Source organism: Ulvibacterium sp. (assembly GCF_965248315.1).
Classification (GTDB): domain Bacteria; phylum Bacteroidota; class Bacteroidia; order Flavobacteriales; family Flavobacteriaceae; genus Ulvibacterium.
In genome coordinates this window covers 2,663,778-2,681,048 of the sequence record NZ_CBDFIX010000002.1, presented here as the reverse complement: position 1 = coordinate 2,681,048, position 17,271 = coordinate 2,663,778, and the positions used below count along the sequence as shown (strand labels likewise).

3 protein-coding genes are annotated in these 17,271 nt (G+C 45.7%); all 3 read left to right on the top strand.

The window, feature by feature from the left end; all coding sequences use genetic code 11:
• The first annotated feature begins 3 nt into the window (after positions 1 to 3).
• The 3 genes from ACP2AF_RS13185 (at position 4) to ACP2AF_RS13175 (ending at position 17,266) form a co-directional block, all read left to right on the top strand.
• Positions 4 to 6,513 carry a thrombospondin type 3 repeat-containing protein gene (locus tag ACP2AF_RS13185; protein ID WP_425236614.1) on the top strand — a complete coding sequence of 2,170 codons (6,510 nt, stop codon included), beginning with the start codon at positions 4 to 6 and terminating at the stop codon, positions 6,511 to 6,513.
• Between the two features lie 119 nt (positions 6,514 to 6,632).
• Entirely contained in the window at positions 6,633 to 16,532 is a 9,900-nt protein-coding gene (locus ACP2AF_RS13180; protein WP_425236613.1) for an immunoglobulin domain-containing protein, read from the top strand.
• A complete protein-coding gene (locus ACP2AF_RS13175) occupies positions 16,532 to 17,266 on the top strand; it encodes a hypothetical protein (protein ID WP_425236612.1) in 735 nt (244 codons plus the stop codon). Before ACP2AF_RS13180 ends, ACP2AF_RS13175 begins: the two co-directional genes overlap by 1 nt.
• Positions 17,267 to 17,271: the final 5 nt, after the last annotated feature.

Below are 17,271 nucleotides of genomic sequence, written 5' to 3'. Positions count from 1 at the left end.
AGAATGATACAAAAAATTAGAACCAGCAAGTTTTCCAAGGGCATAGCCAGTTATCTGGCCATACAATTGATCCTTCAAATGACCCAAGCATCAAACCTATGGGCGTTGACGAGTGGCCCTTCACAACCCGAGTTCAATTCGTTTACCCCGATCGGTACCTCGGATATGGTGAATCTGGCCTCAGGGAATTTCAATTATAACATTCCTATTATGGACGTAGGCGGATATCCCTTGAATTTGGCCTATGACTCCGGTGTTACCATGGATCAAGAGGCCTCATGGGTGGGGCTTGGTTGGAATTTAAACGTAGGGCAGATAAACCGACAGGTACGGGGTATCCCTGACGATTTCAAGGGAGACGAAATGAAATACGAAGAGAATCTAAAGGACAATGTAACCGTAGGGGTTGAAGCTGCCGTTGATCCCCAGGTATTTGGATTTGAAACACCGGATAATATCAAAAGCCTAATCCCTGCATCCATTGGGGTCAACCTTCAGTATAACAACTACACGGGGCTTTCCTTTTCACCCTCCTTGGGGCTTTCCTTTGGTCTTTCGGATAATGTCTCCGTAGGTATAAATGTACAAACTTCCGCTACGGAAGGCGTATCCGTTTCACCTAGTATCGGTGGGAGCAAAACACTTGATAATATTTATAAAGGAATAGACGGGAATTTAAATGCCGGTATTTCCTATAATTCCAATCGCGGCTTGACCAGTTTTAGTCTAAATGCCTCCCTTGCCAAAGAATTCAAGGTTGGGGAACGTCCCGTTGCCGGAGGAGGTAGTAATTCCGGTTCAGAAGATGTGAATTCAAGATTTGACCTTGGTGGAACAGGTTTGGTGTCCTTTGAAAATACGACGATAACCCCAAGAAAAAGAACAGCTCTGAGAACTATTAGTGGTACGGCATCCCTTTCTGTTGGGCCCTCTGTTTGGGGTTTTGACGCAGAAGCGGAGATTTCGGCAATGGGTACGGTACAACAGATCAAGAATCCAGAAAGAAACGAAAAAGCGTATGGCTATGAATTCACCGGCCACGCGACCGCCGCTGATATCCTGGATTACAACCGTGAAAAAGATGCGGCAATCAGTAAAAGTACATTAGTATTGCCCACGGCTAATTATACGTATGATTTATATTCCGTCAATGGACAAGGAATCGCAGGAATGTTTCGTCCTTTTCGAAGTCAAGTAGGACAGATAAATGATGAATTGGTCGAGGATGAGAGCGATAGTTTCCAGTTGGGGGTAGAAGTCGAGACCACTTCGTCCGTTCACGTCGGTGTAAATTTAACCGCCGCCCCAACCTATAGCAGAACTGGTATATGGAATACGACAGCACTGGCCAACTTTAAACAAACCAGAGAAGATATACGAAACACCAGTACCGGACCCAATGGTGAAAGCCCGGACTATGAACCTGTATACTTTAAATATATTGGGGAACCCCGGGTGGATAGGGATTATCAACTATTCAATGACTTAGGGGGCTACAGCCCGATAGCCCTGGAAATTCCCGGACCTAAAAATGCCTTGAACGAATTTCTAAAAAAGAGTTTCGACAAACAGGCGGAAAATCAGTTTCGAGTAAAGAGATATCAAGATAACGGGGTGCCTTTTTATCCCACTGAAGTAGACTCGGACAACCCCGATCAAAGTGCACTTCTTCCTATTTCAAAAAAGTTTAAAAGACAATTTAGGGAAGTACGCAACCAGAACGTTCAAAAATTCACGGTCTCCGAAATAAGAAACCTATACCCAGGCCATAATCGGGTAAATAAAAATGCCAAAGATCACCATACCGCGGAAATACAGATTTTAAAAGGGGATGGGGCCACGTATGTGTTTGGGGAAACCGCTTATAACCTGGAAAAGCAGGAGGTTACTTTTGCCACCAAAAATTTTGGAAACTGTGCTACGGGAATTGTTCGGTATGATACCGGTGAAAATTCCAGATCAAACCGCTCAGGCATAGATGAGTTTTTCAGCAATATCAAGACACCTGAATATGCACATACGTATCTCCTTTCGTCTGTGCTTTCATCGGACTACGAGGATATTACCGGAAATGGTCCGACCGATGACGATTTAGGAGCGTATACCTTGTTTGAATACAACACCCAGACAGAACTCTTCAACAAACTTAGAAAGGAGAATGGAGAGGAAGAGACTCAGCAGGAGCTACTTTACAATTGGCGAATTCCCTATGGTGAGAGACCTATGGAGGCAGCGTATGATGCCGGTCTCAATACCCATCCTAACGATCAGAAGGCAAATTATATCTACGGAAGAAAAGAAATCAAGTACATTGATAGAATCATCACCAAGACTCATGTCGCTCTTTTTGATTTAACCCCGCGCGACGATGGGTTAGGTACCGCAAATGGCGATGGAGGGCTACCCTCGAATGGACAATTAGGGCAGGAGCAATACAAAATTGAACGGATACGGCTCTATTCGAAACCAGAAGCGGAGGCTGCCCTAATACTCGATGATGATCCAGGGAATGATAAATTCATTACACCAATCAAAACTGCCCATTTTATATACGACTATTCCCTTTGTCCCGGGATTCCCAATCACAGGGATTTTGAAGTCGATACCTCTAACAACCTAGGTAAATTGACCTTGAAAAAAGCATACTTTACCTATAGGGGTTCGGATATGGGAAAATTTACCCCATATACGTTCAACTACGATACGTTTAATCCCCCATACAATTTGAAGTCCTATGATATTTGGGGAAACTACAAACCCAATACGGATGCAGGCTGTGGAACCCAGGATCCCATTACGGCGCCCGAGTTTCCCTTTGTTCAACAGGAAGACCGTGCACAGCAAGACAGGTATGCCTCCGCCTGGTCTCTTTCTTCGATCGATTTGCCTTCCGGGGGTAAAATTGAATTGACCTATGAAACCGATGATTATCAGTACGTTCAAAATCGCAATGCCATGCAAATGTTCAAAGTTGTCGGTGCGGGAAAGGCTAGTTCATCAGCAGATCCAGAAGGGGAACAAAATAACAAATTATATACTGGGCTATCCTTGCAAAGAAATGACGATGGTTCTTTTTCCGATGAAGCCAGGTACCTCTACATAAAATTGCCCGATGAACAAGCCCTGATTACACAGGAGGAGTTTAAAGCGAAGTACTTAAAAAATCAATTGGAAAAGCCCATCTATTTTAGATTTTTGGTGAACATGACCAAAAGGGGTGCCATCTCCACATCTAGTAAGGACTATGATTATGTAACCGGCTATTTTGAAATTGATGAGAGTGGCAATGATAGGGAGATAACCATTTTCGGCGGAGGGAATAACCAACCTGTGTATGCGGCCATCCCCATGAAGTTTTGGGATATGGAGGGCGTGCTCTTTGGTTTGGCCAAACCAAAGGTAAACCCAATATCCTTGGCCAGTTGGTATTTTGGAAGAAGACATTTAAACGGCTACGTATACGGGCTTAACCGTGATGCGGGCACCCAGAACATTGCCGATATAGCGAAAGAGATCATAAGTTCTTTTGGAGCCATCTCGGATATCTTCAAGGGGCCAAATGCCAAGCTTAGACAGTTGAACTATCTGAACGGGCAAAAATTCATTCCCGAAAAATCATGGATTCGTTTATCCACTCCTAAGGAATACAAAATGGGCGGCGGAAGCCGAGTGAGAAAATTGGTGATGAAGGATCAATGGCATCGTATGGTGGGTGCACCCGAGGGGGATGAACGCTATGATAAGGAGTACGGCCAAACCTATGAATACACACTTAAAGATGGTTCTTCCAGTGGGGTGGCTACCTATGAACCCAACATGAGCAAGGAAAATCCATTCGTGGAACCTTTTTACAATACTGATAAAGGGGATCGTCTGGTCGCACCAAAGGAAGTAAGTTATATTGAAAAGCCTTTTGGCGAACAATTTTTCCCATCCGCTACGGTTACCTATAGCCGTGTAACCGTTCAGAATCTGGAACGTGATCAAGAGGATATCCATAGACATGCTACTGGCAAGGTCGTTACCGAACATTATACCTCAAAGGATTTCCCTACCCAGGTGGACCATACGGTCTTGGATAGCCCCAATAACTATGCGACCAATCAGGGTGAATTTCTAAGGAATTTGGTAAAGGGCCTGCTGGGTGCTCCCGTGAATATTAAAAGTGAATATGCTCTATCCCAAGGCTTTGTTGTGCATACCAATGATATGAACGGGAAGGTACGTATGCAAAAAGTTTTTGGGGAACCGGATAAAAACGAGCCAGAAACGGATAGCGAAAATGAAAAACTACTCATCTCCTCATTGGAATATGAATACAGCGTTGATGAGAAAAACAAAAGCCGCTTGGATAACAAATTGCCCACAATTGATCGAAAAGGTGAGGTAACAACAAATCTACATATCGGCGTTGATTACGATGTGGTCACCGATTTTAGGGAAAGCTACTCCAGGGCCGAAACCAATGGGGTAAAGTTAAATGTGGTCACCTTGTTCATTGGGCCTTTCCCTGTTGTTGTCCCTACCGCCCCGCCGTCACTTTCAAAAATTGAAAACGTGGCCCATTCCGCCATAACCACTAAAGTGATTCACACTACGGCACAGTTAAGGAAAAAAATTGCGACCGACTTGGGTTCCCAAGTTTCCACGATCAACGAGGCCTGGGACGCGGAAACGGGACAGGTCCTGTTGACGCGTACCGTTAACGAATTTAATGATGCCTATTACAATTTCAACTTCCCTGCTTATTGGGCATATCCCGGTATGGGACAAGCTTCCAAAAACAGCGGTTTCACCGGCACCCTACAAAAAAACGGGGAGGCTTTTACACTTGTTGGGGGTAACGTGCAAGACTATCTCCATCCTGGGGATGAGCTTTTGGTCAGCAATGATGAATCCGAACCAATGCGGTTATGGGTCATTGGGTTTAGTGGAAACAACGTACGTCTTATGGATAGGGAAAGTACGTCCAGAGATAATCTCACCATTCCGGAAACGGTAGAATTTAAGGTGGTTCGTTCAGGATATCGCAATCAACACATGGCCAATATGGCGTCCGTCACTTTAATGAAAAATCCAATAAAGAACGGTGATTCCTATACCGATTTTCTAAATACCACCCTAATTCTACAAGCTACGACCAATGGGGATGACAATCTAAGAATTGTCAATGCCAGTGCCGTAGAGTACGATGATCTGTGGAATTGTCAATGCGAAGGACCCTTTAGTGTATTGCCCAAAAGCGTCACATCATCCGAGGAATTAGCTGCTATTCCGCTGGAGAGCCTAGGCTTTAACCCGTTTTTGTACAATGTAAAAGGAGAATGGAGGGCCAAAAGGTCCTTTGCCTATTTAACTGAGCGTACAGAAGCTTCCAACGCTATTTCGGACAAGATCAATACCAGGAAGGAAGGCTATTTCAAAGAATTCGAACCCTTTTACAGTTTAAACGGGGATACTTGGGAACGTACGGTAACCGAACAACATATTGAAGAGGAACAAAAATGGACATTCGCCAGTGAGGTGACGCAGTATAGTCCTTTTGGAGTTGAGTTGGAGAATCGCGATGCATTAAATAGGCATTCCTCTGCCCAATATGGTTATGCCTATACCTTACCGACCGCCGTGGCCTCAAATAGCAAGTACCAGGATATGGGTGTGGACAACTTCGAGGATTATGACTACAATATGATAAATACCCTGAACGGCCACTTCAATTTTCAGGAAACCCTGGATGACAACCAAGGCGATAATGCGTTCATTTCGGACGCACGTTCCCATACCGGACGCAATAGCTTGGTGCTACGAAAGGGCGATGAGGTATATCTGGAACGACAATTGCTTGGGGAACCTCCAATGGACAATGACGCCGATAATGATGGGGTTTACGACACCTTTGACAATTGTCGCTTTACTCCAAATCCACTTCCCCAATTGGACTACGACGGGGATGGTGTAGGCGATGCCTGTGACGATGATTTTTATCCGGTTCTTACCGATGCCGTAATTACCCAAAACGACCATACGGGATTCGACTACCAACCTGCCGATGAACCCGGGAATCGATTGGAATACTGTCAGGGGGTCCAATCGCGCTTCATAGTGCGTGGAAAACCCCATGCAGTCGTCCCCTATCGTATCGAAATCAAAAGGGACTATCAAGCTGGGGAAAGAAGTATTAACTGGGCCGTTCTGGTCGATAGAGAAATCGTCATGGACATCAACTCCCCCCGTGAATATGTCGGGGAGATTACCCTGGATGCCAGTGGCACCAAACTGGTTGCCTTTGATGTCGGCGGAAGAAACAAGACCAGAAAGAACGGCCAGTCCGCCTATACGATCGCCGCCGAGTTTAAACTGATCAACAGAGTAACGGGCAACCCACTTGGAAATGGGCCTTATCCAAATATCTATATCGATGTAAAGGTAGATTCGCACAAGTGTCAAAACACCAAAAACGAGGGCGTTTTTACGGACTATAACAATTACGTACCCCAAACGCCCAGGAAGTAATGAAGATGGGTGGATATTCAACAGGGAGCGTAGTCCAAAATACGGCTCAAAAATTGAACGGCAGGCCATTTCCGCTGGTCATGACAAAAATACAACACGTTCCCTAAACGGAGAATACTATGAGAAAAAAGCACTTCTTTTTTATAATACTTGCCCTGGGAATAATCTTTGGCAAAGTTGATTCTATACGGGCACAAGGCTCAACATGTTTTGGATTGACCGTTTCAGGGGACACTTCATTTCCCATAAACGGAGGTTCCCAGGTGATATTCATCAACAAACCTTCAAATTGTAGTGGTAGCCTTAGTATAGTTACAGCACAAAGTTGGGTAACTACCTCAAAAGCTAGCTCAACATCCTTTAGGATTACCGTAGGAAGGACTACGGTCTCCAGAAGCGCAAGTTTTCAAATTCGGGTAAATGGGGGTACGGTAAGTGGTTTTAGGATAACTCAGGAAGGTCCTACCCCGCCACCAACCCCTTCTACACCAACGATCAGTTCCAACAACTGTGGCACCGTAACCCTACGGGCAAATGCTCCAAATGGCATATCATGGTATTGGCAAGGTACCAATCCCAATGGTACCAGCAGAAACAATCGAGACTCGGATTATTTGGTTACCTCCCCAGGTAGGTATTACCTCCGTGCCCGAAACAATGCCACGGGAGTATGGAGTTCATCCTCTTCCTCAAGAACCGTATCTTCAATATCCTCATTTAAATCAGGTTCTATTTCAGGGGCCCAGACCATCTGTTCCGGTGGCAACCCAAGCACTATTGGAAGTACGGCCTCGGCCAGTGGAGGTACAAGCTATAGCTATCAATGGCAGATTGCCACCTCTCAAAATGGTTCCTATTCCGATATACCCGGAGCCACGGGACTCACGTACAACCCTCCGGTCCTGACCGCTACCAGATGGTATCGGCGAAGGGTTATCTCTTGTGGTTCGCAACAATTGTTCAGTAATAAAATTGCCATTACCGTAAATCCGAGGCCAGGTACGGCATCCGGATCCAACAAAAACCGTTGTGGCAACGGGAGGCTTACATTGACGGCCTCGCCAGGTTCCAACGGAAATACCGTCCGATGGTACTCCGCCGCCAGTGGAGGTACCCTGCTCCATACAGGTAATAGTTATACTACCCCCACCCTTTCGGCGACGACCACCTACTACGCGCAAAGCTACAATAGTGGTACGGGATGCGGTGCATCGACCCGTAGGGCAGTCACTGCCACCATTTCCTCTACTGTGGGTACCGCTTCCGGCTCCGGTTCCGCCCGTTGCGGTAACGGTACGTTCACGTTGACGGCCTCACCAGGCACCAATGGCAATACCATAAGATGGTACTCCGCGGCCAGTGGAGGCACCTTGCTCTCTACAGGCAACAACTTTACGACCCCTACCCTTTCGGCAACGACCACCTACTATGCGCAAAGTTATAATAGCAGTACGGGATGCGGTGCATCGACCCGTAGGGCGATTACCGCTACCATATCCCCAACTGTGGGCATCGCTTCAGGCTCTGGTTCAGCCCGTTGTGGCGACGGTACACTTACGCTAACGGCCTCGCCAGGTACCAACGGTAATACTGTAAGATGGTATACTTCGGCAACGGGAGGAACCCTTTTGGCGACCGGCATAGACTATACAACACCGAGTATATCCACCACGACCACCTATTATGCAGAAAGTTATAATACCAATACCCAATGTAATGCCAGTAGTAGGACTGCAGTAGTAGCGGAAATTGACACCCCGGAAGATTGGTATCTGGATGCGGATGGGGACGGGTACGCCATTTCAACAATTTCCAATTGCGGTTCCCCAGGAGCGGAATACGTAAATACCGCATTGCCTTTAAACGATTGCAATGATGATCCTGGTGCTGATGGTGCTCTATATAATCCGGATACGGTTTGGTACCAGGACGATAATAATGATGGTTTTGCGGATGCCGGAGCGGAAACCCTACAGCAATGTAATGAGCCTTCGGGAAATTGGACCCTTACCTCGGAACTGGCGCCCTGTGGTGTATCCGAAACCGAAAAACAAGCCCTTTTGGACCTGTACAACAACACCGACGGTGATAACTGGACCAATACCTTGGAAGGGAACCGGCCTTGGGATACCAATATCCCCGTTTGCGAATGGTTTGGAGTGACCGTTTCAAACAATCGGATATTTAGAATTGATTTGGATGCGAACAACTTAACGGGGAACATCCCATCATCCATAGGGATATTGACCTTTCTACAAGCCCTTCATCTACATGCTAATAATCTAAATGGTGAAATACCGGCCGAAATAGGAGCATTGGAAAACCTATCACAACTTTGGTTATACACTAACCGGTTAACCGGTAGTATTCCTAGGGAATTAGGGCAGTTGTCAAATCTCACCTCATTAAATCTTGAAAATAATGAACTGTCCGGAACCATACCTACCGAACTTGGTAATTTGGCCAATCTCGGCACATTATTTTTATATAACAATCAACTATCCGGAAATATACCCATCGAATTGGGATTGTTAAGTAATCTCACTCGTTTATATGTACAGAACAACCAACTTGAAGGCAATATTCCAAGTGAGATTGGTAATATTTTAGGCATTTCCCAATTATTATTATCCAACAACGATCTTTCCGGGCCCGTTCCTACAAGTATATCGCTTTTAACGGAATTGGATAGATTTTACATAGGTGACAACAGGTTTGTATATTCAGATTTTGAATCCGGCTATCCAATCTACGAAACCAATTTAGGGGAATTCATATACTCCCCCCAAGCCAAGGTAGATTCTGAAGAAACCCTTTCAGTCCCCGAAAACGAGAGCATTACATTAACCACAACCTCTCTTTCCAGCCCTAACAACAGCTACCAATGGTTTAAGGATGGAGTGGCCATCCCCGGAGCCACGGCAAAGGATTACGAAATTGAAAATGCCACCCCGGACGATGCGGGCACCTATTATTTTGAGGCGACCAACAGCGTTGTCACGGGCCTGACCCTGACCCGTAACGATATTGCCCTGACCATCGACCCTCCCATCGATACCTGCGGTGTGTCTGAAATCGAAAAACAGGCACTCTTGGACCTATACAATAGCGCCAACGGAGATAACTGGACCAACACCTTGGCGGGCGACCAACCTTGGGATACTAACATACCCGTTTGTGAATGGTTTGGGGTGACTGTGCAAGATGGCCAGGTGACACAAGTAAGCCTGTCCAATAATAATTTAACCGGTGTAATTCCCACACAAATTGAGCAATTGGTGAACCTGAGGGGAATATATGTAGGGAATAACGAGCTCTTGGGCACCCTACCTCAAGAACTGGGGTCTTTGACCAATCTAACCCATCTTTCATTAAATAATAACAATTTTACGGGAACCATACCCACAAGTCTTTCCCAATTACAAAATCTTGAGTACTTGGGAATTGAAAGAAATGAGCTTGCAGGAGATATCCCGACTGAATTGGGACTGCTTCAGAATCTTAGGGAATTAAGACTCACCTCTAATCAGTTATCGGGACCTATACCCGTGGCGTTGGGACAATTATCCAGTCTAAGGTTACTCTATCTCGGTAACAACCAGATTACGGGGAATATTCCCGCTCAGTTGGGGCAGCTTAATAATCTGGTCAACTTATTTCTCTCGGGGAATCAGTTGTCAGGAAACATTCCACCAGAATTGGGCCAGTTGACAAACCTCCAGAGATTAAGCCTAAATAATAATCAACTTTCAGGAGCTATTCCCGATGAATTAGGCCAGCTAAATGGAGTGCTGAATCTTTATTTAAATGATAATCAAATTTCAGGAAATCTACCAATATCACTGAGCTCACTTACCAATTTGGATAGATTACAAATTCAAAACAATAATTTATCCGGAGAAATTCCATCTGTCTTTAGTCAATTGGGCCTATCTGTTTTTAACATTTCCTCAAACAACTTTATTTTTTCCCATTTTGAAACAGCGCACAATGATTATCTAAGTTTTGGGGAATACCTGTATTCCCCCCAAGCCAAGGTAGATTCCGAAGAAACCCTTTCAGTCCCCGAAAACGAGAGTATCACATTGACTGGTTCAACCCTTTCCAGCCCCAATAACAGCTACCAATGGTTTAAGGATGGAGTGGCCATTCCTGGAGCCATGGCAAAGGATTATGAAATTGAAAATGCTACCCCGAACGATGCGGGGACCTATTATTTTGAAACCACCAACAGCGTTGTCACAGGCCTGACCCTAACGCGAAACGATATTACCCTGACCATTGACCCCCCAATCGATACCTGTGGGGTCTCCGAAACCGAAAAGCAGGCCCTCTTGGACCTGTACAACGCAACCGAAGGTGATAACTGGACCAATACCTTGGCTGGCGACCGGCCCTGGGATAGCAATATTCCCGTTTGTGATTGGTTTGGGGTCACCGTGGAAAATGGTACGGTAATCGCCTTGCAGTTACAGGCCAATGGTGTAAACGGGACATTACCCGAAACTATGGGCAATCTGCCCAACATGAAACTATTGGACCTAAGTGATAATGCTCTTTTGGGCCAAATACCGGCTTCCTTGGGCTCCATATTGGAACTGGAAAACCTATTACTACCCAATAACAATCTTACCGGACTCCTCCCAACCTCCTTAGGAAGCTTGTCCAATCTGGTTATAATGGATTTAAGCAATAATAACCTGCAAAGCCAGATTCCCATTTCGTTCTGTAATTTAACCAACTTGACCGATTTAAATCTTTCCTTCAATGGACTGTTCGGTGAGGTTCCCCGGGAAATAGAATTGATGGGCAGCTTGGTACGTTTAAATTTGAGCCACAACACCCTTAGTGGTGAATTGCCCTCGAGCATAGTTGGTCTGCGCAACTTGCAGGAAGTTATCATAAACGATAATCAACTGAAGGGCCCTATGTTTATCACCGCAACCCTGAACGGTGCCTTGGAACGGTTTAATTTTGAAAACAACCATTATGTCTTTTCGGACTTTCAAACAAAACACAATGGGTACTCCCAATTTCTTGATTTGGGCTATACCTATACACCACAGGCAAAGACGGACGAAATAGTTTCAAAATCAGTTACCCTGGGCAATAACATTACCTTGACCACCGAATTGTCCTCCGTCCCGGAAAATAGCTTCACATGGCTTAAGGACGATGTACCTATTGATGATGCGATAACACATGAACTTCTCATTGAAAATGCTGCGGAAGATGATGCCGGAACCTATCATTTTACCGTAACGAACACGGACATTCCCGGTTTGGAATTGGAACGTCATCCCATAACCCTAAATGTGATCGCCTCCTGCGACGTATCTCCCACGGAGCGTCAGGCATTGATTGCCCTGTATACGGCCACGAACGGACCTAACTGGAGCAATACGACACAATCTCTACAACCTTGGGCAATCAATGATGCCAATTCGCTAGTGTGCGATTGGTTCGGTGTTACCGTAACCGATAATACAGTAACGGAAATCATATTGCCCAACAATGGATTGCAGGGTGCCCTGCCCAATGTTTTTTCAGCCTTGCCTTCCCTGGAAACGGTTATAGTTTCAGAAAACGCCCTGAGCGGGGATATCTCAACTATTTTTACGGCCAATACCGAACTGCAGTCCTTGGCATTGGAGAACAATGCCTATCTTTTTGAGGATATGGAAGCGGATTTTGCCGCTTTGACCTCACAACTCGATACCGGATTTTCCTTTCAACCCCAAGCTAAGATCGACACGTCGGAAACCTTGAATTCAGAACCGGGATCCTCCATAACCCTGACCAGTGATGTACCAACAAGCACCAATAATAGCTACCAATGGTATAAGGATGGATTGATCATTCCGGAGGCTACTTCCAAAGAGCTGGTTTTGCCCGATCTTACTGCCGATGATGAAGCGGTATATCATTTTTCAGTAACCAACAGTATCGTCACCGGACTCACCTTGGAAAGGGAAATGATTACAGTACAGCTAAACAATGCCGATGATGCCTGCGGGGTCTCCGACTTGGAAAGACAGGCCTTGATAGACCTATTTGAGGCCATGGGCGGCACCAACTGGACAACCAACACAGGATGGAATACCGATGCCCCGGTCTGCGATTGGTTTGGAATAACCACGGATGACGAGGCCCATGTTATAGGTGTTGATCTGCCCGATAATGGATTACGCGGAGAAATTCCCACGACCATTGGGCAATTGATGCATTTGATCAACTTAAATCTAAGTAGTAACAACGTTATTGGTGAAATCCCAGCCGCCATAGGTGATCTTTCAGTATTACAATCGTTGGTCTTGAACAACAATATCCTGGTTGGTCAGATTCCCGAGTCCTTAGGAAGTGCTTCCGCATTGGTAACATTAAATCTGGGATTCAATAGATTTTCGGGCCCGATTCCGTCATCCATTGGCAATCTCCAGCAACTACAGACCTTGGACCTTAATGATAATAAGTTAAGACAAAGTATCCCTGTCGGTCTTTGGACCATAGGTACCCTAACAAGGATACAGGTTTCCAACAATGAACTCTCGGGAAGTATTTCGCCCGACCTGGGCAATCTAACGGTATTGGAGGAGTTCTGGCTGAACAACAACAACTTTTCTGGAACCATACCCACTACCATAACCAACCTCCCGGTTCTGAGAAGTGTACGGCTAAACGATAATGCCTTCAGTGGAGATATCCCCGTTTTAATCCCAGATCTGACCGTTCCAGGGGCCGAGATAGCCCTAGAAAACAACGCCTTTGTATTCAGTGATTTTGAGGATGAATATCCGGCATACAGTACTTTGGGGAATAATTTCACCTATAATCCGCAAGCCGATGTAGACCGTAGGGAAACTATTTCCGTGCTGGAAAATGATTCAATAACCTTGAAAACGATAGATTTATCGAGCCCCAATAATAGCTATATCTGGTACAAGGACGGGGAGGTGATACCGGATGTTACAGGAAGTAGCTACACCATTCCCGATTTTGATCCTCTCCAGGATAGTGGCGATTACTGGTTTGTGGCTTCTAATAATGTCATTCCTGTATTGGAGCTTACCCGAAGAAGAATCACTCTGGTGGAGCTCATAATTCCTCCCTTACAGCCTTTGGTGCTAACGGCTCTCTGTTCGGGGGAACCCAGTGTTAATAGGGAGTGGAGGATTCAAAACTCGAATGCCGAAAATGTATCGGTAAATTGGCAAGTTTTGGGCACTTCGCAATCGGGAACGGTAGTCGCTTTGCCGGGAATCACGATGTTTTCAACAAATACAGAGGTCGGGGACAATACGGTACAGATCATTTGGTTGGACTCGGACGGTTTGGAGCAAAGTGCAGAGGTGACGTCGAACGGTAGTCTTTGTGACCCTCAAACCGTATGTACAAATATATTGGATGGTCTAGCGGACGGAAGTTTCGAAACGGCTACCAGTGCCGATCCACAGTCCAGAAACGGAAATCTGGATGCCTTTGGATGGACGGTCGAAGAGGGTACCCCGGATACCTTCTCACCTCCTTTTACCAATAACGGTGATCCTTATTTAAAGACCAACTTTAATAATTCCCCCGATGGTGGTGCCTGTGTGGGCGCCTTACGTGCTGGCAGTACTACGGAGTCCTTCTCCACAAGCGTAACGGGCCTAACACAAGGTGCCACCTATATCGTAGAATTTTACCAAGCCAATGCGACGCGTCTATTGGATACACGTATGATAGATGAGGCCTATGGGTATTGGGAGTTGGCCATAGGTTCTGAGGTTAAAAATTCTACTCGTATGGTTTCAAAGGTCAGTGCTACAAGATGGCAAAGGGAGCGCTTGGAATTCGTAGCGGCCAATGTTCAGGAGATTTTACAATTTAGGGCAGCATCGACAACTACCGATGCATCGAATTCATATCCGGTATATGTATTGATCGATGGTATCCGGGTGTATCGGAAACCTACCAATCCTTATACCACTACCTGCTACGATATTGCCACACAGGTATTCTGCAATACCGATGACGCCAATTCGCCCACAATTGCCGATTTAGTGGCCCCACAGGCAGTAAATGTTACTTGGTATAGCGATCCGGTTGTGGGAACACGATATTTTGAAGCCGATGAATTGTTACAATTGCCCTCATTGCTCTGGGCCGATGATGGTTCCGGGACCCGAACGGCCCTGGAGGTTATTTTTGATCTGGGTGCTCCTCAAGGCCCTGAATACCAGTCGTTCGATCTAGGCGAAAATCCAACACTTGCCAATGTAGTAGTGGAAGGTACCAATATTACCTGGCACGATTCGTTTTCCAATGCCACGGAATTGCCTTTGAGCACCGTGCTTGTGGATGAAGGAGTATATTATGCCGCTCAGGATGGAAACACTTGTCGTCTGGCCGTGAGTATAAACCTGGGTATTCCCGAACTGAATGGTGACGGGTACCAGGAATTCTGTAGTTCCAATAGCCCAAAAGTCGGCGATCTGATCATGCAACCGACCAATCCGGGTTTTACCATTGCCTGGTACTCGGCAAGCACGGGGGGCACGGAATATGGCCCGGATGATGCATTGGTGGACGACACGGTATATTATGCCGTACAGACTAATGGGACCCTTACGGGTGAAGATCGATTTCCAGTTCGGGTCTCGGTCATTGATGTAGAAGGGCAGGCTCGGAATTACGAACAGGATGTATTGTTCCCCCTCAACAGCACAGTCGCAGATATCACTAGTTTCTATCGCTTGGATAGTGACACCCAATGGTACAATGAGGCCTTTGGGGGAACCGCGTATTTTGATACGAACAACCTGGAAGACGGCAATATCTATTATGCCAGGATCGGGGAAGGTCTTTGTGCGGGTCTTAAGGTATTGGCCATAACGGTGAATTTAGATGAGAATATCGCACCGGAATTGGTAAGTTGTATCAAATTCATTCCACAACCTGGACAACAGTATGTAATCAGCGGTTGGGTCCGGGAAGAAGCCTTAACGCCCCAATCCGCAGGAACCATTGATTTTAATCAGGACGAGGCCGCAAAGGAAGCCGTGTTGGATCTATTTAACGCGCTTACCAAGACCATTGTACAGGATAAACTAGAAGTGCCCCAACAATTCGTTGTAAAATCTCTCTTCCCGGATTTGGACATGAGTGCGGTGCTCCCATATCTAAAGGATTTCTCTGGCAACAAGGTGACTGTCCACGATTTTAAATTCGAAATAGAGAATGTGGATGGCCTAGAACAGAACATCGGTTATTCCTTTTCCCTAGATCCAGGAAGCGACAACAGATTGGAATATCGGACTCCGGAAGTTGTTTTGGCCTTTCCCGAATTTATTGGTATCAATCTGGAATTTAATCTAGGTAGACATTTCCCATTGCGAAATTATGACAACTTGGAAATAAGGCATAACAGCGTCTCCATTATTTCGGGGGACAGACTGCGGGTAAATTCGGATTTTATACTTACCCCTACCGAAGGTTCCCATCTAAAATCGGAGTACAATGGTTACGATACCGATGGCCCTCCCAGTTCTGGCATAGAAGGGACAACGGAGATTTTCGATTACCTGGAAAACCCTGACCTTGAAGCTATAAACTACGAGGATACGTTTATTGAACTTGATTTCAAGGATACGGCCGGTGCCCCTATTCCCGTGCCCGAAAATGCTCGCGTCTTTAGCCCGAAAGGAGCCGTCATCGATGGTTGGCAACGAATCTCCAGCGTATTTCCCATACCCGCGGATGCAGCCTATATGCGGATAAACCTCAAAACGAATCTGGATGGAGTGAACGCCTATTTCGATGATGTACGGATGCTGCCCGTCAATGGAAACATGAAATCCTTTGTGTATGACCCCATGACCCAACGCCTTCAGGCCGAGTTGGATGAAAACAACTATGCCACTTTCTATGAGTACGATACGGAAGGGGGCCTGGTACGTGTAAAGAAGGAGACCGAAAGGGGAATCTATACCATTCAGGAAACACGTTCGGGAAATACAAAATTAAGCAGTAGCCAATAATGACGATCCAAAACAGCCATATCATCATCGTGCTTCTTTTAGGGTTTCTCAAAGCTACCTCCGTGTGCGCCCAAGAAAAAGATATCAAGGATATTCTGGATAGGGCCGGTAAATTCTATACGGAACAGCCCCAGTTCAAGGTAGACATGACCTTTACGATGTATCGTGGGTTCTACGGTGAAAATGTTACGGAACGTTACCAAGGGACCATGCAAAAAAAGGGGGATTTTATAAAAAACACCATACTGAATACCCAGGTATATCAATTTCCAAAAGTCAAGATAATTGTCGATGAGGAAGGGAAGACCCTTACCTACACCCCGATGGATACAGAACAAACCCCGAAAACACCTATTGATCTGGGGGTTTTTCTAGAATATTACCAACAATCGCAGGTATTGGACCAGGGAAATGAATGGGTATGCGAAATGATTGCGGAGCAGAAGAACATCGGTACGATGCCCTATGGAAAAGTGGTGTTGCACATTAGCAAAGAGGACTACCATATTACACGGCAAGAACTCTTTTTTTCTCAAAGGGTCCCCTTTAAGAGCAAAAACGGTAGCGGTACGGAACAGGATTTTGGAAGACTGGTCATCGATCTGGTCCACCATAAGAACGTAACCGTGGAAACCCGTAAGCTCAATGATTTTATAGTGGTATCCGACCCTAAAAAGCTACGGCTACAGAGGGACTATGCCAACTATCGATTGATTGATCAAACAATACAATAAACATA

Bases quoted from the DNA above. Each gene is read 5' to 3' on its own strand.
- ACP2AF_RS13180 (WP_425236613.1), top strand. From the start codon at position 6,633: ATGAGAAAAAAGCACTTCTTTTTTATAATACTTGCCCTGGGAATAATC.
- ACP2AF_RS13185 (WP_425236614.1), top strand. From the start codon at position 4: ATGATACAAAAAATTAGAACCAGCAAGTTTTCCAAGGGCATAGCCAGT.
- ACP2AF_RS13175 (WP_425236612.1), top strand. From the start codon at position 16,532: ATGACGATCCAAAACAGCCATATCATCATCGTGCTTCTTTTAGGGTTT.